At 61.6% G+C, this 20,087-nt stretch carries 20 protein-coding genes; 12 read left to right on the forward strand and 8 right to left on the reverse strand.

Going from position 1 to position 20,087, the window contains the following annotated elements; translation table 11 throughout:
- The first annotated feature begins 88 nt into the window (after positions 1–88).
- From J2Y39_RS08450 to J2Y39_RS08465, 4 genes are all read left to right on the forward strand, one after another.
- Complete coding sequence (locus tag J2Y39_RS08450; protein WP_024013314.1) at positions 89–829, forward strand: response regulator; 741 nt, start codon at positions 89–91, stop codon at positions 827–829.
- Positions 826–2,136: an ATP-binding protein gene (locus J2Y39_RS08455; protein ID WP_056789126.1), complete on the forward strand. Its 1,311-nt coding sequence runs from the start codon at positions 826–828 to the stop codon at positions 2,134–2,136. Before J2Y39_RS08450 ends, J2Y39_RS08455 begins: the two co-directional genes overlap by 4 nt.
- Positions 2,137–2,286: 150 nt before the next feature.
- A complete protein-coding gene (locus tag J2Y39_RS08460) occupies positions 2,287–3,333 on the forward strand; it encodes a class I SAM-dependent methyltransferase (protein ID WP_056789123.1) in 1,047 nt (348 codons plus the stop codon).
- Between the two features lie 54 nt (positions 3,334–3,387).
- On the forward strand, positions 3,388–4,230 hold the full coding sequence (locus tag J2Y39_RS08465) for an NAD-dependent protein deacetylase (RefSeq protein WP_310216657.1): 843 nt from the start codon (positions 3,388–3,390) through the stop codon (positions 4,228–4,230).
- Positions 4,231–4,380: 150 nt separating this feature from the next.
- Here the strand turns inward: J2Y39_RS08465 and J2Y39_RS08470 are convergent, their stop codons facing one another.
- Positions 4,381–5,997, reverse strand: coding sequence for a L,D-transpeptidase family protein (locus J2Y39_RS08470; protein ID WP_310216661.1), 1,617 nt, complete (start codon positions 5,995–5,997; stop codon positions 4,381–4,383).
- A gap of 152 nt (positions 5,998–6,149) precedes the next feature.
- On the opposite strand from J2Y39_RS08470, the gene J2Y39_RS08475 reads away from it, so the two are divergent.
- Positions 6,150–6,863, forward strand: a complete 714-nt coding sequence (locus tag J2Y39_RS08475) for a murein L,D-transpeptidase catalytic domain family protein (RefSeq protein ID WP_258706864.1) — start codon at positions 6,150–6,152, stop codon at positions 6,861–6,863.
- Here J2Y39_RS08475 and J2Y39_RS08480 read toward each other — a convergent pair.
- Positions 6,860–7,480 carry a cell wall hydrolase gene (locus J2Y39_RS08480; protein WP_016775167.1) on the reverse strand — a complete coding sequence of 207 codons (621 nt, stop codon included), beginning with the start codon at positions 7,478–7,480 and terminating at the stop codon, positions 6,860–6,862. The genes J2Y39_RS08475 and J2Y39_RS08480 overlap by 4 nt on opposite strands.
- 198 nt (positions 7,481–7,678) lie before the next feature.
- On the opposite strand from J2Y39_RS08480, the gene J2Y39_RS08485 reads away from it, so the two are divergent.
- The 5 genes from J2Y39_RS08485 (at position 7,679) to J2Y39_RS08510 (ending at position 13,942) form a co-directional block, all read left to right on the forward strand.
- Positions 7,679–8,530 carry a CAP domain-containing protein gene (locus J2Y39_RS08485; protein ID WP_122700629.1) on the forward strand — a complete coding sequence of 284 codons (852 nt, stop codon included), beginning with the start codon at positions 7,679–7,681 and terminating at the stop codon, positions 8,528–8,530.
- 119 nt (positions 8,531–8,649) lie between these two features.
- Positions 8,650–9,648 (forward strand): GTP 3',8-cyclase MoaA, encoded by a 999-nt coding sequence (gene moaA / locus J2Y39_RS08490; protein WP_041480911.1) that lies wholly within the window; start codon positions 8,650–8,652, stop codon positions 9,646–9,648.
- Between the two features lie 25 nt (positions 9,649–9,673).
- Entirely contained in the window at positions 9,674–10,573 is a 900-nt protein-coding gene (locus tag J2Y39_RS08495) for a bestrophin family protein (RefSeq protein WP_056789108.1), read from the forward strand.
- Positions 10,574–11,147: 574 nt separating this feature from the next.
- The gene (locus tag J2Y39_RS08500; protein ID WP_310216667.1) at positions 11,148–12,512 is read left to right on the forward strand and encodes a glutamine synthetase family protein; all 1,365 of its coding nucleotides are present in this window, start codon (positions 11,148–11,150) and stop codon (positions 12,510–12,512) included.
- Between the two features lie 146 nt (positions 12,513–12,658).
- Positions 12,659–13,942, forward strand: a complete 1,284-nt coding sequence (locus J2Y39_RS08510) for an FAD-binding oxidoreductase (RefSeq protein WP_310216670.1) — start codon at positions 12,659–12,661, stop codon at positions 13,940–13,942.
- A gap of 112 nt (positions 13,943–14,054) precedes the next feature.
- On the opposite strand, the gene J2Y39_RS08515 is transcribed toward J2Y39_RS08510, so the two are convergent.
- Positions 14,055–14,837 (reverse strand): DeoR/GlpR family DNA-binding transcription regulator, encoded by a 783-nt coding sequence (locus J2Y39_RS08515; RefSeq protein ID WP_310216673.1) that lies wholly within the window; start codon positions 14,835–14,837, stop codon positions 14,055–14,057.
- A gap of 83 nt (positions 14,838–14,920) precedes the next feature.
- On the opposite strand from J2Y39_RS08515, the gene J2Y39_RS08520 reads away from it, so the two are divergent.
- Positions 14,921–15,085, forward strand: coding sequence for a hypothetical protein (locus tag J2Y39_RS08520; RefSeq protein WP_310216676.1), 165 nt, complete (start codon positions 14,921–14,923; stop codon positions 15,083–15,085).
- A gap of 133 nt (positions 15,086–15,218) precedes the next feature.
- Here J2Y39_RS08520 and J2Y39_RS08525 read toward each other — a convergent pair whose 3' ends face one another.
- Entirely contained in the window at positions 15,219–16,238 is a 1,020-nt protein-coding gene (locus J2Y39_RS08525; RefSeq protein ID WP_310216679.1) for an AbrB family transcriptional regulator, read from the reverse strand.
- Between the two features lie 147 nt (positions 16,239–16,385).
- Complete coding sequence (locus tag J2Y39_RS08530) at positions 16,386–16,808, reverse strand: HD domain-containing protein (protein ID WP_310216682.1); 423 nt, start codon at positions 16,806–16,808, stop codon at positions 16,386–16,388.
- Between the two features lie 158 nt (positions 16,809–16,966).
- Between J2Y39_RS08530 and J2Y39_RS08535 the strand changes: the two genes are divergently transcribed.
- Positions 16,967–17,398, forward strand: a complete 432-nt coding sequence (locus J2Y39_RS08535) for a hypothetical protein (RefSeq protein WP_310216685.1) — start codon at positions 16,967–16,969, stop codon at positions 17,396–17,398.
- A gap of 70 nt (positions 17,399–17,468) precedes the next feature.
- On the opposite strand, the gene J2Y39_RS08540 is transcribed toward J2Y39_RS08535, so the two are convergent.
- From J2Y39_RS08540 to J2Y39_RS08550, 3 genes are all read right to left on the reverse strand, one after another.
- Positions 17,469–17,753 (reverse strand): hypothetical protein, encoded by a 285-nt coding sequence (locus J2Y39_RS08540; RefSeq protein WP_217849279.1) that lies wholly within the window; start codon positions 17,751–17,753, stop codon positions 17,469–17,471.
- A 142-nt stretch (positions 17,754–17,895) separates the two neighbouring features.
- A complete protein-coding gene (locus tag J2Y39_RS08545) occupies positions 17,896–18,444 on the reverse strand; it encodes a cupin domain-containing protein (protein WP_011333561.1) in 549 nt (182 codons plus the stop codon).
- A gap of 348 nt (positions 18,445–18,792) precedes the next feature.
- Entirely contained in the window at positions 18,793–20,076 is a 1,284-nt protein-coding gene (locus tag J2Y39_RS08550) for an FAD-binding oxidoreductase (RefSeq protein ID WP_024013330.1), read from the reverse strand.
- Positions 20,077–20,087 lie beyond the last annotated feature (11 nt).

Here is a 20,087-nt window from a genome sequence, read left to right on the forward strand (position 1 = left end):
GATACACTGCAATACAAAGGCAGGCAGGCGTGCGGTCAGCGGCGCTATAGACTGCACGGCATTCCCCCTTTGACAGAGGCTTGAACCGATGGAACATGTCGATCACATTCTCATCGTCGACGACGACCGCGAGATCCGTGAACTGGTAGGCAACTACCTGAAGAAGAACGGCCTGCGCACGACAGTGGTCGCCGATGGCCGACAGATGCGCAGCTTCCTTGATGCCAACACCGTCGACCTGATCGTGCTCGACATCATGATGCCCGGCGACGATGGCCTGCAGTTGTGCCGTGAATTGCGCGTGGGCAAACACAAGGCCACGCCGGTGCTGATGCTCACCGCGCGCAACGATGAGACCGACCGCATCATCGGTCTGGAAATGGGCGCCGACGATTACCTGAGCAAACCCTTCGCCGCCCGCGAACTGCTGGCGCGGATCAACGCTGTGTTGCGCCGTACCCGCATGTTGCCGCCGAACCTGGTGGTCACCGAAGCCGGTCGCCTGCTGGCCTTCGGTCGCTGGCAGCTGGACACCTCGGCCCGGCACCTGCTCGACAGCGACGGCACCATGGTTGCCCTCAGCGGTGCCGAATACCGCTTGCTGCGGGTGTTCCTCGACCACCCGCAACGGGTGCTCAGCCGCGATCAACTGCTCAATCTGACCCAGGGCCGCGAGGCCGATCTGTTCGACCGCTCCATCGATCTGCTGGTCAGTCGCCTGCGTCAACGCCTGCTGGACGATGCTCGCGAGCCGGCTTATATCAAGACCGTGCGCAGTGAAGGTTATGTGTTCTCGCTGCCGGTCGAACTGCTTGGGGCTTCGGCATGAAACTCAAGCTGCAATGGCCGCGCACTCTCGCCTCGCGCCTGTCGCTGATTTTCCTGATCGGGCTGATCCTGGCGCAGGGTCTGTCGTTCGGCGCGCAGTATTACGAGCGTTACCAGAGCGCGAAAAGCACCATGCTCGGCAACCTCGAAACCGACGTCTCGACTTCGATGGCGATCCTCGATCGCCTGCCCGCCGCCGAGCGCGAGGCCTGGCTGCCGCGACTGGCCCGGCGCAATTACGGCTACCTGCTCAACGAGGGCGAACCGGGCATGCCGGTGACCTCAGCTGAAAAGTCCGTCGCGATCGCCTCGATTACGGCGGCCATCGGCGACACTTATCCAATCGTGTTTACCGAAGTTCCCGGCGGTCCGAGACAACACTTCCAGGGCCACCTGCGCCTGAGCGACGGTAGCCCGGTGACCATCGATATCCGTCCGGCGATGGTGCCGTTGTCGCCGTGGTTGCCGGTGGTGCTGCTCGGCCAACTGGCGTTACTGATCCTCTGCACATGGCTCGCCGTGCGCATCGCCATCCGCCCCCTCACTCGCCTCGCCAACGCCGTGGAAACCCTCGATCCCAACGCGCACCCGATCAAACTCGACGAGCAAGGGCCGACCGAAGTGGTCCACGCCGCGCGGGCGTTTAACGCCATGCAGACGCGCATTGCCGCCTACCTGAAAGAACGCATGCAACTGCTCGCGGCGATTTCCCACGACCTGCAAACGCCGATCACCCGGATGAAACTGCGCGCAGAGTTCATGGACGACTCGGTCGAGAAAGACAAACTGAGCAGCGACCTGGGCGAGATCGAGCATCTGGTGCGCGAAGGCGTGGCCTACGCCCGCAGCGTTCACGGCGCCACCGAAGAAAGCCGGCGTACCGATCTCGACTCGTTCCTCGACAGCCTGGTCTTCGACTATCAGGACATGGGCAAGGACGTGCAGCTCGGCGGCAAGAGCAAAGCGGTAATCGAAACCCGCCCGCAGGCCCTGCGCCGGGTCCTGGTGAACCTGACCGACAACGCCCTGAAATTCGCCGGCGCCGCGCAATTGCAGGTCGAAGCGCAGGGCAACAGCCTGTCGGTGAAAGTCCTCGATCGCGGCCCGGGCATCGCCGAGGCCGAACTGGCGCAAGTAATGGAACCGTTCTATCGCGTGGAAAATTCGCGCAATCGCGATACCGGCGGCACCGGGCTCGGGCTGGCGATCGCCCAGCAATTGGCAATGGCGCTGGGTGGCTCGCTGCTGTTGAGCAATCGTGAAGGTGGCGGGTTGTGCGCTGAACTGAAGTTGCCGCTGCCACGCTGAGAAAAACACCGGCTAGACTCATTCATTACCCAGTCGAGGGGGCCGCAGGACGTCTGCTGTGCCCTGCCCCAATCCGTGACCACCGCCCGGTGGCGCCTGCCTCGACATTCAACGCCGCCGGACGGTGATCCTGTTTCAGGAGCACACGTGATGAATGAGGCGAAGCTCAACGAATTCATGGGCAAACTGGTCAACGACATGGGCGGCGCGGCGATGCTGGCCAATGTCATCGTCGGCGAAGAACTCGGCCTGTACCGGGCAATGGCCGACAGCCAACCGATCAGCCCCGAAGCCCTCGCAGCAAAAACCACCTGCAATCCCCGGCTGGTGCGTGAATGGCTCAGCGCCCATGCCGCGTCCGGCTACATGGAACACTCTGACGGTCAGTTTCGTTTGCCCGAAGAGCAGGCCTTGGCGCTGGCCGTGGAGGAATCCCCCGTGTACGTCGCCGGCGGTCTCGGCGTGGTGGCGTCGTTTTTCCATGACAAGGACAAACTGGTCAAGGCCATGCGCGGCAATGGCGCCTTGTCTTGGGGCGATCACCATCCGTGCATGTTCAGCGGCACTGAACGCTTCTTCCGCCCCGGGTACAAAGGTCACCTGATTGCCGAATGGCTTCCGGCCCTGGACGGTGTGGTGGCCAAACTCGAACGCGGCGCCAAGGTTGCCGACATCGGCTGCGGTCACGGCGCCTCGACGGTGATCATGGCCCAGGCGTTTCCCAAATCGCAGTTTGTCGGCTTCGACTTCCATGCGCCGTCAGTCACCGTCGCGACGCAACGGGCCGAAGAAGGCGGTGTGGGCAATCGCGCCAGATTCTTCGAGGGCACGGCGAAAAACTATCCCGGCGGCGACTACGACCTGATCTGCTTTTTCGACTGCCTGCACGACATGGGCGACCCGGTCGGCGCCGCTCGCCACGCTTATGAGTCGCTGAAAGACGACGGCACGGTGTTGCTGGTCGAACCGTTCGCCAACGACAAACTGGACGACAATCTCAACGCGGTCGGGCGCCTGTTCTACGCCGCCTCGACGTTTATCTGCACGCCCAATTCGCTGTCCCAGGAAGTCGGCCTCGGGCTCGGTGCGCAGGCCGGGGAAATGCGCCTGCGCAAAGTCTTTGTCGAGGCCGGGTTCAAGCAGTTCCGTCGCGCCACGCAGACACCGTTCAACCTGATACTGGAGGCGCGCAAGTAACCCGAGCGGATCGCATGCTAACCTGCGGGCACTGCCCATTCTGGAGTGCTGAGCATGCTCGATAGCCCGATCCGCGAACATCTCGATACGCTGTTGCAGGCCATGGCCGACGATAAATTCCTGATATTGACCGGCGCCGGCATCAGCACGCCGTCGGGCATTCCGGACTATCGCGACAGTGACGGCGTGCGTCGCGGGCGGCAGCCGATGATGTATCAGGAATTTCTTGCCGCCCCGGAATCACGCCGGCGCTACTGGGCGCGGGCCATGCTCGGCTGGCCGCGCGTCCGTCAGGCCCGACCGAACGCGGCGCATGAGGCGCTGGCGACGTTGCAGCAGCGCGGCCGGATCAGCGATTTGATCACGCAGAATGTCGATACCTTGCACGATCAGGCCGGCACCCAGGATGTGATCGAGCTGCATGGCAGTCTGCATCGGGTGCTTTGCCTGGATTGCGGGCAACGCAGCGAGCGCGATGCGATCCAGCAGCAGATGGAGGCACAGAATCCCTACCTGAGTGGTGTTGATGCGGTGCAGGCGCCGGATGGCGATACCTTGCTCGACCCGGCATTTGAAGCGCGCTTTCAGGTACCGCAGTGCCCGCATTGCGCGGGTGAGCGGATGAAACCGGATGTGGTGTTTTTCGGCGAGAACGTGGCGCAACCGACGGCCGCGCGGGCCTTGGCCGCTGCCGAGAATGCGGCGGGGTTGCTGGTGGTGGGATCGTCGTTGATGGCGTATTCGGCGTTTCGCTTGTGTCGGGTGATCGCCGAGCGTGGCAAACCGTTGATGGCGATCAATCTGGGCAAGACCCGGGCGGATGATTTGCTGGATTTGAAGATTGAAGGCTCGTGTGAGGAGCTTTTGCCGTGGTTGGTGGAAGAGCTGAGGCGGTGAGATTTTGAGTAATGGGTTCGGCTTGAAATCGGCCCCTCACCCTAGCCCTCTCCCGAGGGAGAGGGGACTGACCGAGGTGTTTGTACGGGATTCGTCGACCTGAAATCACTCATCGAACTCAGATCTTTGACTGCCGTGCTGGTGCCGGACTCAATGCGCCCGATCCAGCCCCGCCAGCAATGCGCTGTCGTGGCTGTAGATGTCCGGCGCATAACGCACATGGCCGCTGCTGTCGACTTGCGCCGTCCAGTAGGTCATCAGGATCGGCACCGGCGCCGACAGGCGAAATTCATGGGTGGTGCCGGTCGCCAGCAAAGTATCGGTACGGGCTTTTTCTGCCGGGGACAGCAGCAGATCGCGCAGTTGCAGCGGGTGCTCGACCCGCACGCAACCGGAGCTGAACGCCCGTGGGCCTTTTTCAAACAGCGCCTTGCTCGGCGTGTCGTGCAGGTACACCGAGAACGGGTTGGGGAAACGGATGACCATTTGCCCCAGCGGATTGCGCGGGCCGGCGTCCTGACGCAGGAGGATGTTGCCCGGGTTGTCCCAGTCGATATCGGCCGCTGCCAGAGGCTGGCCGTTGGCGTCGAGCACTTGCAGGTTCTGGCGGCTGAGGAAGGTCTGGTCCTTGCGGATTTCCGGCAGCTTGTCTTCCTTCCAGATAGTCGGCGGAACGGTCCAGGTCGGGTTCAGCGTCAGCCGGGTGACGCGGGATTTGAGCAGCGGGGTCTGGCGTTCGGCGCGGCCGACCTGAGTGCGGGTCTGCCATACCGGCTGACCGCCCTGATACAGCGTCAGCTCAGCGGCCGCGACATTGACCACCAGACCACTGGACTCCATGTCCTGGGCCATCCAGCGGAAACGTTCGAGATTGACGCGCAGCTGATCGCGGCGGGTCAGCGGGCTGATGTTCAGCTCGGCAATGGTGCCCGGCCCGACCACGCCGTCAGCCTGCAACGAATGGCTGGCCTGAAAGTGCTTCACTGCCTCCACCAGCACGTCATCGTAGGCGTTATCCGGCGTGACCAGCGCATGTGCCAGATAACCTTCGTTGTACAGACGACGGGCCAGTTCCGGCACGCGCGGGTCTTCCATCGCCGGACGCAGCAACGGGCCGTTGCCCACCGGCTGCCATTGCGGCAAGGCTTGCAAGCGTTGCGCGGCGTACAGCTGACGCAGGCTTTGATATTGCGGCAGATGCGGACGCGCCAGGTCGAACGCCGCAGCAATATCGTTCATGCCCGGCACGGCAATGCTGAGCAGTTGCGCCTGACGATCGGTCGGCGGGCCGTCGACACGCCACAGCGGTTCGAAATGCGATTGCAACAGACGGCCGTAATGCAGATCCTGCAAGGCCTGCAGATAGTTGCGGCTGATGTCGATGTCGGCGCACAACTCGCCGTCCTGCGGCGGCGTAGTGGCCACGGCGTAGCGATTCGGATTCAGCCCGTCGTCGGCCAACAGCTGCAATTGCGCGCGCAATGCCGGCAAGCGTGCCGACTCACTCGCCCACACCGGCATCCAGTCCTGCTGTTCATAAAACGCCTGCAACTGGCTCAACGCCGGGCCATTGAGGCGCGGAGCGATCGCCGGGCACGACTGCGCCAGGCTGATCAGAACGGCCTGCAACGGGCTGCGCGGCTCGACCGGCAATTGCGTTTCAGGCGTCGGCAGGGTTTCGAGCGGGGGCAGCGGCTCATCGGCGCAAGCGACAAACGGCGCAGCGAGCAAACAAATGCTCAAGTAGCATGCGTACTTTTTGAACAACTGCTTTACTCCAATCCATGGCCGTCCAGATGACGGTCAACCTTACATCAGGTGCGCTGAACAGTCAGGCTCGAACCGCGAGCCTGCGGGTATTGACTGGGAGTCAGGAGCCAAAGTGCCGTTTATGTAGCAAGTTGAGGACACTTTATAAAATGTTGACGTTTTTGCGCCGACTTCTGTTGAGCACCGCGACCCTTGTCGCTGTGACCAGCCCAGTATTTGCCGCCGGCAAGCCATCGCCGGTTCTCTACAACAGCCTCGCCCACGCCGCGCCGGAACTCAATCCCCAAGCGCTCAAAGGTGCATTGAGTGCCATGCAATGCGCGGTCAACAACGGCGCGAAACCCTCGCGGCATCTGGCGATCATCGATTACTCGCAACCGTCCACCGAACGCCGCCTGTGGATCTTCGATCTGAGCAAAAAGAAACTGGTGCTGCGTGATCTGGTTGCCCACGGTTCCAACTCCGGGGAAAACTTCGCCACGCAGTTTTCCAATCGCGAAGGCAGCTATCAGTCCAGCCTCGGTCTGTTCCGCACTCAGGAAAGCTACGAAGGTACTCACGGCTATTCGCTGCGCATGGATGGTCTGGAACCCGGTTTCAATGATCTGGCCCGTGATCGCGCGATCGTGATTCATGCCGCAAGTTATGTGAACCCGCTGTGGAGCAAGCGTCAGGGGCGTATCGGCCGCAGTCAGGGTTGCCCCGCCGTACGGCCGCAGATCGCCAAACAGGTGATCGATCGCCTGAAGAACGGCCAGTTCATGTTTTCCTGGTATCCGGATCAGCGCTGGCTGCAAAAGTCACCGTATCTGAACTGCCAGCCGCAACAGGTGGCGAGCATTCTCAATACCCACGCCAGTTAACGCGCGTCGCCGCCGGCGGGTTTGTAGAACAGGAACCTGCCGGTCTGCGCGGTGTTGCGATAGGCCTTGGCCCAGCTCGGGTGCACGCCGCGATCGTGAAAATACAGGGCACCGCGCGTGCGGTCCTTGAGCTGACGGTTCAACGCCTTGCCGGCGATTTCCTTGGCCAGCGCGTATTCGGCGTCTTCCTTGACCTGATCGGGCTTGCCATCGCACCACCAGGAAAACTGGCAGTTGCCGCTTTCCGATCCTTGCTTGACCACCGCGCACACTGTGTCGGGAAAGCCGTCGTGGCCGAGGCGATTCATCACCACACTGGCGACGGCTTCCATTTCCGGGGTGTCCTTGCCCTTGGCTTCCCAATAGATACTGCGCGCCAGACAGGTCAGCGGATCGTCCAGCGGCGCGGCGCCGGCCGGATCCACCGCTTGCGCTTCGGTGGGGGTGATGGCTTCGGATTTCGGCGCCGGAGCAGCGCTGACTTTATCTGCCGCTTTCTCCTCCAGCACCTCGGCTTTCTGTTCGGCCTTGGCCTCGATCGGTGCCTGCGCCCCGGCCCATGCCGCGCCGGTCAAAAAGATCCACAACAAACCGCCCGCCAAGCCTTTCGATCCCATGTCGGTTCTTCCGTCAGCGCCCGCCCGGGGCAAGATGTTACGTCGGTGAGACGCCCGGTTTGTGGGGTCTTCGCAGAGTGTAGCGAGCAAATGCACAGGCACACCAGCGCAGAAAAACATCCGCCGCAAAGAAAAACACATTCACTCACCGGGGGCCTTTCGCGCATCATGGGCGCATTCAGCTCAAGGGAGATTTCCATGCGCTTCATGCCGTCCGTTTTGCGTTGTGCCGCACTGTCGCTGGGCGTGGTGTTCGCCACCTCGGCGCTGGCTGCCGATGAACTGCAATTGATCGAGTCGATCAACAGCTATCGCAGCCAGCCGCAGCGTTGCGGCACGCAGGCATCGAACGAGTTGCCACCGCTGTCGGCCGATCCACGTCTGCGCCTGCCGGCCAGCGGCGCGGTCGATCTGCAGCAGGCCATGACCAGCGCCCAGTACCCGATGGTCAACGTGCAGGCGATCACCCTCAACGGCCCGCGCGATGCAGCGGCGGCGATGCAGGCGATCAAGGAAAGCTTCTGTAAGGTGGTGCTCGATCCGCAGTTCGTCGATATCGGCGTCAACCGTGTCGACCGCGACTGGCGCATCGTCCTCGCGCGGCCGTTGCTGACGGCGAAACTCGGCGATGCACAAAGCGAAGGGCAAAAGCTGCTGGCGCAACTCAATACCGCGCGCGGCCAGGCGCGCCAGTGCGGCGGGCAGTCCTTCGCGGCGGCAGCACCGCTGGCGTGGAACGCCACGCTGGGCACGGTCGCTCAGGATCACAGCCGCGACATGGCCAACAACAATTACCTCGACCACAAGGACCGCGACGGCCGCACGCCAGGCGACCGCGCCGAGCTGTCCGGTTACAGTGGGCAACTGGTCGGCGAGAACATCGCCGCCGGGCAAGACACCGTCGGCAAGGTCGTTGACGGCTGGCTCGCCAGCCCAGGCCATTGCGCCAATCTGATGAATCCGCAATATCAGGAACTGGGCGCCGCTTACGCGACCGATCCGAAAAGCAACGCCGGCATTTACTGGACGGCAATGTTTGGCGCACCGTAAGGCATCATCGACGCCTTCAATCACTCGGTCAGCCAGAGTGATTGGACGGCGTGGCGAGCGCAGCCTACCCTGCGCGATCTGCGCCCGCTGACGGCGTTCCACATCCACGAGGCGAGCCCATGACACAGCGTGAATTGATCGATGGTCACAACCGCCGCGTGGATTATCTGCGCCTGTCGGTGACCGACCGCTGCGATTTTCGCTGCGTCTATTGCATGGCCGAGGACATGCAGTTCCTGCCGCGCCAGCAGATCCTCACCCTCGAAGAGTTGTTCCAGGTGGCGCAAAGCTTCGTCGCCCTCGGCACGCGCAAGATCCGCCTCACGGGTGGCGAGCCGCTGATCCGCCCCGGCGTCGTGCAACTCTGCGAACAGATCGCCGCCCTGCCCGGCCTGCGCGAGCTGTGCCTGACCACCAACGGCTCGCAATTGGGCCGACTGGCCAGGCCGCTGTTCGACGCCGGGGTCAAGCGCCTCAACATCAGCCTCGACAGCCTCGATCCGCAGCGCTTCAAAGAGCTGACCCGTACCGGCGATCTGGCGCAGGTCATCGACGGCATCGATGCCGCCCGTGCCGCCGGTTTCACCCGCACCAAACTCAATTGCGTGGTGATGCAGGGCCGCAACGATCACGAGATCAACGATCTGGTCAGTTTCGCCATCGAGCGTGATCTGGATATTTCCTTCATCGAAGAGATGCCGCTGGGCGCGATCGCCGAACATAGCCGCGCCGAATCCTTCTACTCGAGCGCGCAAGTGCGCGAACGCATCGCCGAACGCTTTACCCTGATCGACTCGACCGAATCGACGCAAGGGCCGTCGCGCTACTGGCGTGTGGCCGAAGCGCCGAACATTCGCCTGGGCTTCATTTCGCCGCACAGCCACAACTTCTGCGGCACCTGCAACCGCGTGCGTCTGACCGTCGAAGGTCGCTTGCTGCTGTGTCTGGGCAACGAGCATTCGATGGACCTCAAAGCGGTGTTGCGCGCCCATCCCGGCCACCCGGAACGCCTGGAAAACGCGATCATCGAGGCGATGAAACTCAAGCCGTATCGACACAATTTCGAAGTCAACGACGACGTGCAAGTGGTGCGTTTCATGAACATGACCGGCGGCTGATTCGCCGCGCAACCGGGACCGCGAGATGATCGTCAGACCGAGACCCAATCAGTTCGCCGTGCTGTTCACCCTCAGAGGCTCGATCGCCAAACGCATCGCCGTGCGCACCTTGATGCTGACACTGCTGGCGGCGGCGATTGTGCTGATCGAACTTCTGGTGCCGAGCTACTTCGCCCAGATCAATTCGACGCCGTTCACCCTGCTCGGCCTGTCGCTGTCGATTTTCCTGAGCTTTCGCAACAACGCTTGTTACGACCGTTGGTACGAGGGGCGCAAGGCCTGGGGCGAGGTGCTGTTGCGGGTGCGCGCGGTGATGCGCGAAACCCAAGGCCTCGATGACACCCGCCTGCGTGGACAACTGTTGCGCAACCTGTGCGGTTTCGCCCACGCGTTGAATGCACGGCTGCGTGGAGACAGCGAGGAGCAGGCCAGCACCGACTGGGTCAGCCCACCGATCGATGGGGCTGCGCCGGATCACTGCGGACAGATCCTTCATCAGCTCGGGCGCCAGTGCTCAGCGCTGGAAACGGCCGGTGTGCTGTCGCCATGGCGTTATCAGTTGCTGGCCAATCACCTGACCTGCCTGAGCCAGGCCCAGGCGGTGTGCGACCGGATCAAGAACACGCCATTGCCCTTCCCTTACACCCTGCTGCTGCACCGCACCATCTACCTGTTCTGCCTGCTGCTGCCGTTCGCCATGGCGCAATCGCTGGGTTGGTTGACGCCGCTGTTCACGGCAATTGTCAGCTACACCTTTTTCGGCTTTGACGCGATTGCCGATGAACTCGAAGACCCGTTCGGGCGCGATGAAAACGATCTGCCGACCGATGCACTGGTGCGCACCCTGGAGCGCGATGTGCTGTACGAACTGGGCGTCTCGCCATTGCCCCCCGCGCCGGAGCCGGACGACTACGTGCTGCGCTGAATGGCTCAGCGGCAAACAACGAGATGGCCCGGCGCGTCCGCTCGGGACCGAGGTGCGGCCATTCGCGAGCAGGCTCGCTCCCACAGTTGAAATGCATTCTCCTGTGGGAGCGAGCCTGCTCGCGAAAAAGGCAACTCGGTCAATTAGCCCAAACGGTGGAAAGCGCCACCGACGAATCTTCCGTTTACACGCGCGCGAATTCCCCCTTACTATCCGGGCACACCGGTCGCCGGGCCTGCCCTGCCGCCGACGCTTTCCGCCAACGGAAACACGCGTTATGAGTACGTCACCACAACAACCTCAAAGGTTGCACGTCTCTGCTGTACGCGCCCACTGCAACAGGGGCCGCGTATGAACCGCATCGTCAATCTGCCCATGGCCCTGCGCCGCTCCAAGCTGCGTCACTCCGCACGCCCGCCGGATATCGCCATTCCTGCCTGATCGCGTGAGCTGAAACCGCGACAGTCAATTTCCCGATTTTCCTGATATCCCTGCCGGGACACTTACGCCTTTTTGTCGCGTCGTGTCCGGCCGAATCTGCGCGCCTGTGCGGCGCCATCGTGAGTGATTTGCCATGAAATTCGCAGCCATCGAAGACGCACGCCTGTTCCTCGAACAGAACCCCGATATCGACATGATCGAATTGTTCATCCTCGACGCCAACGGCGTGCCGCGCGGCAAGCTGTTGCACCGCGAAGAACTGCTCGCCGTATACGAAAGCGGTCGACCGCTGCCGAGCACCATCCTTGGCCTGACCGTACAAGGCGAGGACGTCGAGAACTCCGGACTGGTCTGGGATGTGGGCGACATCGACTGCCGCGCCTATCCGCTGCAAGGCAGTCTGGTGCGCTTGCCGTGGCGACAGATTCCGACCGCCGCCGTGCAGGTCAGCATGCACCCGAGCGAGGGCCTGCCGGCGAGCATCGCTGACCCTCGGCACCTGCTGATCAAAGTCATCGACGGACTCAAGGCCGAGGGCTATCACCCGATCATGGCGTGCGAGCTGGAGTTCTATCTGCTCGATGCCAAACGCGACCACAACGGCCGCCCGCAACCGGCGCTGGACGCCGACGGCGGGCGACCGCGACACACGCAAGTCTACGGTTTGCGCGAGCTGGAACAGATCGAGCCGTTCCTCGCCGACCTCTACAGCGCGTGCAAACTGCACGGTATTCCGGCGCGCACGGCGATCTCCGAATACGCCCCGGGGCAAGTGGAAATCACCCTCGAACACGGCGATGCGCTGGAGGCGATGGATCAGGCGGTGCGCTACAAACGTCTGGTCAAAGGCGTGGCGCACAAGCACGGCATGCAGGCGACGTTCATGGCCAAGCCGTTCGATGATCTGGCCGGCACCGGCATGCACATGCACGTCAGCCTGGCCGATGCCGAGGGGCGTAATTTGTTCGCTTCTGAAGACCCGGCCGGCACACCACTGTTGCGCACGGCGATTGGCGGCATGCTCGCCTCGCTGCTCGATTCGCTGCTGCTGTTCTGCCCCAACGCCAACTCCTACCGGCGTTTCCAGGCCAACAGCTATGCGCCACTGGCGCCGACCTGGGGCGTCGATAACCGCACGGTCAGCCTGCGCGTACCCGGTGGCCCGGCCCCTACGCGACACATCGAACACCGCATCTGCGGCGCCGATGCCAACCCTTATCTGGCAGCGGCAGCGATCCTCGCCGGCATTCATCGCGGCATCCGTGAAGAGCTGGATCCGGGGGCACCGGTCGAGGGCAATGGTTATGCCCAGGCGAAAGAACTGCTGCCGACCGATTGGCTGACGTCGTTGCAGGCGCTGGAAAATTCCGCGTGGGCACGGGAGGCGTTGGGGCAGGAATTCCTTGGGGTGTATCTGGCGGTGAAGCGTGCCGAGTATCGGCAGTTCATGGCTGAAGTGGGTGAGCAGGATTGGCGGTGGTACCTGACCGAGGCTTAACGATCCGACACCGAACCTGTGGGAGCGAGCCTGCTCGCGAAGGCGTCGTCACATTCAACATTTTGGGTGACTGACACACCGCTTTCGCGAGCAGGCTCGCTCCCACAGGGAATGCACTTCGAACTAGAATTTTTGTGGACCCTGACATGACCATTCGCTGCAATTCCTACTACACCGCCACCCTCAACCAGGACACCGACTACCCGACCCTGCAAGGTCGGCACAAGGTCGATGTGGTGATCATCGGCGGCGGTTTCACTGGCGTCGCCACTGCCGTCGAGCTGGCGGAAAAAGGCCTGAAAGTCGCCATCGTCGAAAGCCACAAGATCGGCTGGGGCGCCACCGGGCGCAATGGCGGGCAAGTCACCGGCAGCCTTTCAGGCGACGGTGCGATGCGCAAACAGATGCGCGCGAAACTTGGCGATGACGTGGACGATTTCATCTGGCATCTGCGCTGGCGCGGGCATGAAATCATCCGCGAGCGCGTCGAGAAATATGCGATCCAGTGCGACCTCAAACACGGCCATTTGCACGCGGCGTACAAGCCGAGCCACATGACCGATCTGCGCAAGGATTACGACGAAGCCGTGCGTCGCGGATTAGGCGATGAAGTGAGCCTGCTCGACCGCAGCCAGGTTCGCGACCTGCTGCAAAGCGAGCTCTACCACGGCGCGATCAAGAACACCCGCAACATGCATCTGCACCCGCTCAACCTGTGCCTTGGCGAAGCACGCGCAGCCGAAAGCCTGGGCGCGCTGATCTTCGAAAACAGTGAAGTGCTGGAGATCATCCACGGCGACACACCTGGCGTGCGCACCGCTCACGGCCAGATCGACGCCAGTCAGGTGATGCTCGCCGGTGACGTCTATCACAAGCTCGAACCGGGCCAGCTCAAGGGCAAGATTTTCCCGGCCATGGGCGGCATCGTCACCACCGCGCCGCTCGGTGATCTGGCGCAACAGATCAACCCCGAAGACCTCGCCGTGTACGACTGCCGCTTCGTCCTCGATTACTACCGGCTGACCGCCGACGGCCGTTTGCTGTTCGGCGGCGGCGCCAACTACAGCGGCAAGGATTCGCGCGACATCGCTGCGGAACTGCGCCCGTGTATCGAACGCACATTCCCGGCGCTCAAAGGTGTCCCGATCGATTACCAGTGGAGCTGCGCGATGGGCATCGTCATCAACCGCATCCCGCAACTGGGCAAGCTCTCGGACAACGTCTGGTATTGCCAGGGCTACTCGGGACACGGCATCGCCACCACACACATCATGGGCGAGATCATGAGCCGGGCAATCACCGGGCAAATGGAACAGTTCGATACCTTCGCCGCGTGCCAGCACATCCGCGTGCCAATGGGCGACCTGCTAGGCAATCCGTTGCTGGCGGCGGGGATGTGGTATTACCAGATGCTCGAGCGGTTGCGCTGAATTCACTGGCCCTATCGCGAGCAGGCTCGCTCCCACATTGGATTTGTGCACGACACAACACCCTGTGGGAGCGAGCCTGCTCGCGAAGAGGCCCTCAAACCCCACACAAAATTCAATCCGGCAACTGCTCCACCACAATCCCCAGCCGCCGATAATCCTCGACATTCGCCCCCGGATGCCGCTCGGTAATCATCGTATGCAGGCGCGTACACGGCGCCACCACAAACGGCTCCACCGCGCCCAATTTGTCCGCCGTGGTCACCGCAATCACCCGCGTCGCGCTGTCGAGCATCGCCTGTTTGATCGGCACTTCATCGAAATGCAGCGAGGTGATCCCGACCTCGGGATGAATCGCGCACACCCCGGTAATCGCCAGATCCGCCTTGATCTCCGCCAGCAGTCGCAGCGCTTCCTGACCACTGGCCGACATCGAATGCGGATTCAATTCACCGCCCGCCAGAATCACTTTCACGCCCTTGTATTCGGACAAGGCAATCGCCGTCAGTGGGGAAGCGGTCACGGCGGTGATGCGGATATCGGACGGTAACGCGCGCGCCACCTGCAAGGTGGTCGAGCCGGAATCGAACAACACAATCTGCCCATCCTCGATGTGCTGGGCCGCCAATTGCGCCAGGCGCACCTTGACCTCGTCGGTCTCATCCAGACGGGTGAAGTAATCCTTGCCCGAGTCCTTCGGTCGCGGCAACGCCCCGCCATGCACGCGCTGCACCAGCCCGGCGCTGTCCAGTTCGGCAAGGTCGCGGCGGATGGTGTCTTCGGAGACTGCGAAATGCTGGCTCAGCTCGGAAGCCATGACCTTGCCGTCACGTTCGAGAAGCAAAAGGATTTTCTGCCGACGCAGGGACGGAAGTTCAGCGATGGAATGGTCGTGCATGGTTATGCCTGTTTGTGCTTGTAGTTGCAGGTTTAAGCGACACTAGCGAAAGTCTCAGGCAAATACAAACGCAGCGGCTATCAATGCTTTCGATCATTGGAATCAACAAGGCGAATTTTTTCTTTGCGCTGCGCCTGTTCACAATGGCCCCACTCTCAAAAGCTCAGGATGAACAGCCCATGAATCTCAATTTCGCCTTCGCCTGCGTGATTGTCGTCTCGTTCGCGGTTGCCTTGGGCCACGCCTGAAAAAGCGTTAAACCGAGGCCAGCAATTGCTCACGAAGCCGTTTATGCGCAGCAGCCGCCCTGGGGGAAAGGGCTGGGCTGAGGGGGATGGATCTGAATGACACGCCGCAATCGCCAGGCAGCACTGGCTTGCTTCAAGTTTCCTGGCGCACCCGCCTGACCTGCACCAACAACGCCGGAGCAAAATGCAGCAACACCATCCGGCTCAAGTGATGCGTCAGGATAAACACCACGTTCAGCCCGCCGCCAAACGCGACAATCGCAATCGTCTCGATCGCGCCAGGCATGTACGCCAGCCACAGTGACAGCGGATCACTGCCCAGCCAGCGCGCAGCCACCTCGGCAAACACCGCTGCAACGACGATCATCAAACCCACCGAGACCAACGCCGTGCGCCCATGCCGCGCCAGCTCTGCGATGCCGAGTCCCTGAAAACGTGAGCCGATGCGCACGCCGAGAATCAGTGCGGCCAGGTTCAGGCTCCACTCCGGCATGTGAAAGCCGTGCAGCCATCCCGACTTCACAAATACAGCGGTGATGATGATCGCGGTAAGCATGAACGGCGCCGGGACGCCGACCAGCAACAGCAAGCGTCCGAGCAATACGCTCAGCACGATGACAGAGAACGCGGTCAGCGCCATGCCTGTGGTCAACGGATCGCTGGCGACTTCAGCCACCGCTGCTTGCCCGGGAATGAGCAAACTCACCAGCACGGTGATCAACAGCAGTCGCATCAGATGCACGATGATGACTTTGCTCGAAGCCTTTTCCGACTCAAGCAAATCGAACACTGCGGCCAATGCGCCGGGATACACCGCCAGCAGTGCATCGGTGCGATTCCATCCGGCACCGCGTGTCAGCCACCATCCGGCGAGTGCGATTTGTACGGCCAGGCAGATCAGCAACACGCCAAGGCTGGGCAGCATCGTCGTCGCCGTTTCGCTGTCCCATGCTTCGAACATCAGCCCGGTGGCGATGCCCAGCGTGACCTGGATGTAGCCCAAGCCATAAGGAGTTGCCGGGGCGATGCCGGTTTTACTGGCAAACAACGCAGTAACAACAATCGAGCCCAGCAACAAGCCGTGGGGTACGCCTTCAAACTGCAACAACGCGCCGAAACCGGCCGCAATCAACAAGCACACAATGGATTTCATGGTTCGCCTTCCTGGCTATTTATCTGACACACCACCATTCCACTTGTGGGAGCGAGCCTGCTCGCGAAAGCGTCCTGCCAGTCACAGATAAATAACTGATCTATCGCCTTCGCGAGCAGGCTCGCTCCCACAAGAATCCAATACGTCTTACATACGCAAGCGTGCAATCGCCCGCCGATATTTCTCGATCCGCTCCAGATCCTCCCAACTCGGCGAGGCAATCCGCGAGATATCGCTGTTCTCTTCCAGATCCGCCAGCTTCACCACCCGGCCGATCGGGTTTTGCGCGGCGCGGTCGACAAAATCCTCGTAGGACTCACCGGGCACTTTGGTCACTGCCGCAATCGCAGCCAGCACCTCTTCGCTGAACCCTTCCCCACGCAAATCATCCAGACTCAGCCCGCAATCCTCGACCACATCGTGCAGCACAGCGACGATGCGCTCCTCCAGCGTGTGCATGCGCAACATGACTTTCAGCGGATGCAGAATGTACGGCGCCCCGCCCTTGTCCACCTGCCCGCTGTGGGCCGTGGCGGCAATGGCGATAGCGCGTTCGAGGGTTTGGGCCATGGGAATCGGATCCTGCGCTGAATGTTTCTGATTGTTGCGCAGTGTACGCGAAGATCGCGCAGCGCAAAGCGATTGAACCTTGCCCGCCCTCGCCGCCTCGAAACCAGACAAGCGCCAAATCACCGATCAGACGCGGCGCCATTGGAGAGGAATTGCCGATGAAAACCAGACTGCTGCTCCTGATCGCCACGTTCGCCATCATCCCCACCTGCGTCATGGCCGAAGGCTGCGACGTGCAGACCCGCTCCTCCAGCGCCTCGGTGCCGGCGGTGGAAACCCACAGCTGCTACGAATACGACGGCATGCCCGTGGACTCCATCAACTGGTCCTGCAGCAACGAAAGCAAGGACACCCTCAACGCCACCAAGAAAAAAGTCCAACGCTGCGATGACCACTACCAGGCCACCTGCACCGCCCGCCTCACCCAGGAATCCCTCGCCAACCCGCACTCGACCAGCAAAGACAAAAGCGCCAAACCGCTGAACATGCCCGACAACGCCAAGGTCACCACGTATTACTACAACGGTGAGCACCTGGCGCAGGCGAAGATTGATTGCGAAAACAGTGGCGGGAACTGGAAGGCTAAATAGTCTCGGTTATCGAGGATTGCCTGACAGAGAGCCCGGCTTGATGCCGGGCTTGCTGCATCTGCAAACAGCTTCAACCTTCACCTGCACCGCTGCTCGTGCCGCTGTCGTTCGATTGCTTCGAACCACTGGGCTTGGAACCCGAAGGTGTAGAGCCGTCATTGTTGGTGGTGTTGCCCTGCGTGCCTTTGGGCACGGTGGCACCGTTGGAATGAATGTCTTCCGGCGCACTCGGGTTGGTCTGGCTATTGCCGTCGTTAGCGGTGGGTGCCGGGGTATCGCTGGCGGCTGTTGCATAGAGCGAAGTGGCGGATAACAGCGTGGCCAAGGTGAATGCTGCGAGACTGGATTTATGCATGTCGGCGGTTCCTCTGCGGGGGTGAGTTATGCATTGGAAGCGCGTGCGCGGGGAAAATGCGGAAGGGGTGACGAATGGCAGGAACAAACAACCCGACACCCCCTAAAAGATGCCGGGTCAACAAACAATATGCGTTATCCGATCAGAAATTCGCCGGCGTATTCGCACTGATAATCTCCGCCTCATCCGCGCCGATATTGCGGAATTTATGCGGCAACGTCGTCGGAAAGTAATAACCATCCCCCGCACTCAACACACTCACCTGCCCGTCCACGGTCAGTTCTACCGTGCCGCGCGTGACCAGTCCGCACTCTTCGCCTTCGGCATGCACGATCGGTTCTTCGCCGGAGCTGGCGCCGGGGGCATATTGTTCGCGGAGCAGGCGCATCTGCCGGCTAGGGACGGAGGCGCCGATGAGCAGCAGACGCAGGCCGTGGCGGCCGAGGTCGGGTTGTTCGTTGGCGCGGAACACGTATTGGTGTTCGCGCGGGGGCTGGTCGAAGGTGAAGAAGTCGGCCAGGGACATCGGTATGCCTTCGAGCAGCTTTTTCAGCGAGCTGACGGAGGGGCTGACGCGGTTCTGTTCGATCAGCGAGATGGTCGCGTTGGTCACGCCGCTACGCCGGGCGAGCTCGCGCTGGGAGAGTTTGTAGCTTTCGCGTACTAGTTTGAGTCGAGAACCCGTATCCATGACAGCCTTATGTTGAGGTACTTAAGGGTAATGGGGGTGGGTGGCGGGTGACGCGCAGGTCGCGCGGATCACGTTGCTCCCGTGTCCCGGAACCGTGAAAGGCGGCTATTAAATCACGTTTGCCGGTGTTGCTCAGCAGGTTCGATGGATGGTGCGGCAAAAGTCCTGTTGGCCTTGGCAATACAGTCACTGTGGGAGCGAGCCTGCTCGCGAAAGCGTAGTGTCTGGCGAATCGATGTCGCCTGATATGGCCTCTTCGCGAGCAGGCTCGCTCCCACAGTGGACATCAGTGGTTTTGCATAAGTGAAAAACCGGCGAGGTCTTTCGGACCGCCGCCGGTGAGGTCAATCAGACGCCGAAACGGTCGCGCAGGGAGTAGTAGACGGCGCCAAGCGCGGTAAGCGGTGCGGAGAAGGTGCGGCCGCCGAGCATTGGCATGTGCGGCAGTGAGGCAAAGGCGTTGAAGCGTTCGGCGTCGCCGCGGATCATTTCCGAGATCAGTTTGCCGGCCAGGTGCGAGCAGGTGACGCCGTGGCCGCTGTAGCCCTGCATGTAGTAGGCATTCTTTTCGATGCGGCCGAATTGCGGCATGCGCGACATGGTCAGCAGGAAGTTGCCGGTCCAGCGGTAGTCGATCTTCACGTCCTTGAGCTGCGGGAAGGTCTTGAGGATCTTCGGCCGGATCAATTGTTCGATATCGTCCGGCTCCCGCGCGCCATACACCACACCACCACCGTAAAGCAGGCGGTTGTCAGCGGTGAGGCGGTAGTAATCCAGCAGGTAGTTGCAGTCTTCGACGCAATAGTTGTTGGTGATCAGGCTGCGCGCCTGCTGCTCGGTCAGCGGTTCGGTGACGACGATCTGCGAACCACACGGCATGCTTTTCGCGGTAACACGATTGTCTAGGCCTTGTGGCAGATAAGCGTTGCCGGCGATCAGCAGGTATTTGGCGCGGACCAGACCTTTGGCAGTGCGCACGGTGATCGGCTCGCCGTAGGTGATTTCCACCGCCGCCGACTGTTCGTAGATCTTGCCGCCCAAACGCACGATGGCAGCGGCCTCTCCTAGCGCCAGATTCAACGGATGAACGTGGCCACCCTGCATGTCCAGCAAGCCGCCAACGTAGGCGTCGGAGCCGACTTCGCGACGAATATCCGCTGCATCGAGCATCTTCAGATTGCGGTTGCCGTAGCGTTCCCAGTTGCGCTTCTGCTCTGCCAGGCCATTGAGTTGTTTCTTGTTCATCGCCGCGAAGATGCCGCCCGGGCGATAGTCGCACTTGATGTCGTAATCCTTGATGCGCGAACGAATGATATCGGCGCCTTCAAAGATCATGCTGCCGAGGATTTCGGCAGTCTTGTCGCCGTAACGCTCTTCGATGACATCGACGTCGCGGCTATAGGAATTGACCAGTTGCCCGCCATTGCGACCGCTGGCGCCGTAGCCGACTTTCGCCGCTTCCAGCACCGTGACTTTGTAGCCGGCTTCGCTGAGGAACAGTGCCGAGGACAGGCCTGTGTAGCCGGCGCCGATGATGCAGACGTCGCAGTCCAGCGCTTCTTCGAGAATCGGGAAGTCGATGACTTCGTTGCGGGTGGCGGCGTAGTAGCTGTTGACGTGTTGCTGTTTCATACATTTCTCCG

Origin of the sequence: Pseudomonas sp. 2957 (assembly GCF_031456345.1) — a bacterium.
In the GTDB taxonomy this organism is placed as follows: Bacteria; Pseudomonadota; Gammaproteobacteria; order Pseudomonadales; family Pseudomonadaceae; genus Aquipseudomonas; species Aquipseudomonas siliginis.

What these genes read in the sequence shown, in the direction of transcription:
- J2Y39_RS08450 (WP_024013314.1), top strand. Translation starts at nt 89, where the DNA reads ATGGAACATGTCGATCACATTCTCATCGTCGACGACGACCGCGAGATC.
- J2Y39_RS08455 (WP_056789126.1), top strand. Translation starts at nt 826, where the DNA reads ATGAAACTCAAGCTGCAATGGCCGCGCACTCTCGCCTCGCGCCTGTCG.
- J2Y39_RS08460 (WP_056789123.1), top strand. Translation starts at nt 2,287, where the DNA reads ATGAATGAGGCGAAGCTCAACGAATTCATGGGCAAACTGGTCAACGAC.
- J2Y39_RS08465 (WP_310216657.1), top strand. Translation starts at nt 3,388, where the DNA reads ATGCTCGATAGCCCGATCCGCGAACATCTCGATACGCTGTTGCAGGCC.
- J2Y39_RS08475 (WP_258706864.1), top strand. Translation starts at nt 6,150, where the DNA reads ATGTTGACGTTTTTGCGCCGACTTCTGTTGAGCACCGCGACCCTTGTC.
- J2Y39_RS08480 (WP_016775167.1), bottom strand. Translation starts at nt 7,480, where the DNA reads ATGGGATCGAAAGGCTTGGCGGGCGGTTTGTTGTGGATCTTTTTGACC.
- J2Y39_RS08485 (WP_122700629.1), top strand. Translation starts at nt 7,679, where the DNA reads ATGCGCTTCATGCCGTCCGTTTTGCGTTGTGCCGCACTGTCGCTGGGC.
- moaA (WP_041480911.1), top strand. Translation starts at nt 8,650, where the DNA reads ATGACACAGCGTGAATTGATCGATGGTCACAACCGCCGCGTGGATTAT.
- J2Y39_RS08495 (WP_056789108.1), top strand. Translation starts at nt 9,674, where the DNA reads ATGATCGTCAGACCGAGACCCAATCAGTTCGCCGTGCTGTTCACCCTC.
- J2Y39_RS08500 (WP_310216667.1), top strand. Translation starts at nt 11,148, where the DNA reads ATGAAATTCGCAGCCATCGAAGACGCACGCCTGTTCCTCGAACAGAAC.
- J2Y39_RS08510 (WP_310216670.1), top strand. Translation starts at nt 12,659, where the DNA reads ATGACCATTCGCTGCAATTCCTACTACACCGCCACCCTCAACCAGGAC.
- J2Y39_RS08515 (WP_310216673.1), bottom strand. Translation starts at nt 14,837, where the DNA reads ATGCACGACCATTCCATCGCTGAACTTCCGTCCCTGCGTCGGCAGAAA.
- J2Y39_RS08520 (WP_310216676.1), top strand. Translation starts at nt 14,921, where the DNA reads ATGCTTTCGATCATTGGAATCAACAAGGCGAATTTTTTCTTTGCGCTG.
- J2Y39_RS08525 (WP_310216679.1), bottom strand. Translation starts at nt 16,238, where the DNA reads ATGAAATCCATTGTGTGCTTGTTGATTGCGGCCGGTTTCGGCGCGTTG.
- J2Y39_RS08530 (WP_310216682.1), bottom strand. Translation starts at nt 16,808, where the DNA reads ATGGCCCAAACCCTCGAACGCGCTATCGCCATTGCCGCCACGGCCCAC.
- J2Y39_RS08535 (WP_310216685.1), top strand. Translation starts at nt 16,967, where the DNA reads ATGAAAACCAGACTGCTGCTCCTGATCGCCACGTTCGCCATCATCCCC.
- J2Y39_RS08540 (WP_217849279.1), bottom strand. Translation starts at nt 17,753, where the DNA reads ATGCATAAATCCAGTCTCGCAGCATTCACCTTGGCCACGCTGTTATCC.
- J2Y39_RS08545 (WP_011333561.1), bottom strand. Translation starts at nt 18,444, where the DNA reads ATGGATACGGGTTCTCGACTCAAACTAGTACGCGAAAGCTACAAACTC.
- J2Y39_RS08550 (WP_024013330.1), bottom strand. Translation starts at nt 20,076, where the DNA reads ATGAAACAGCAACACGTCAACAGCTACTACGCCGCCACCCGCAACGAA.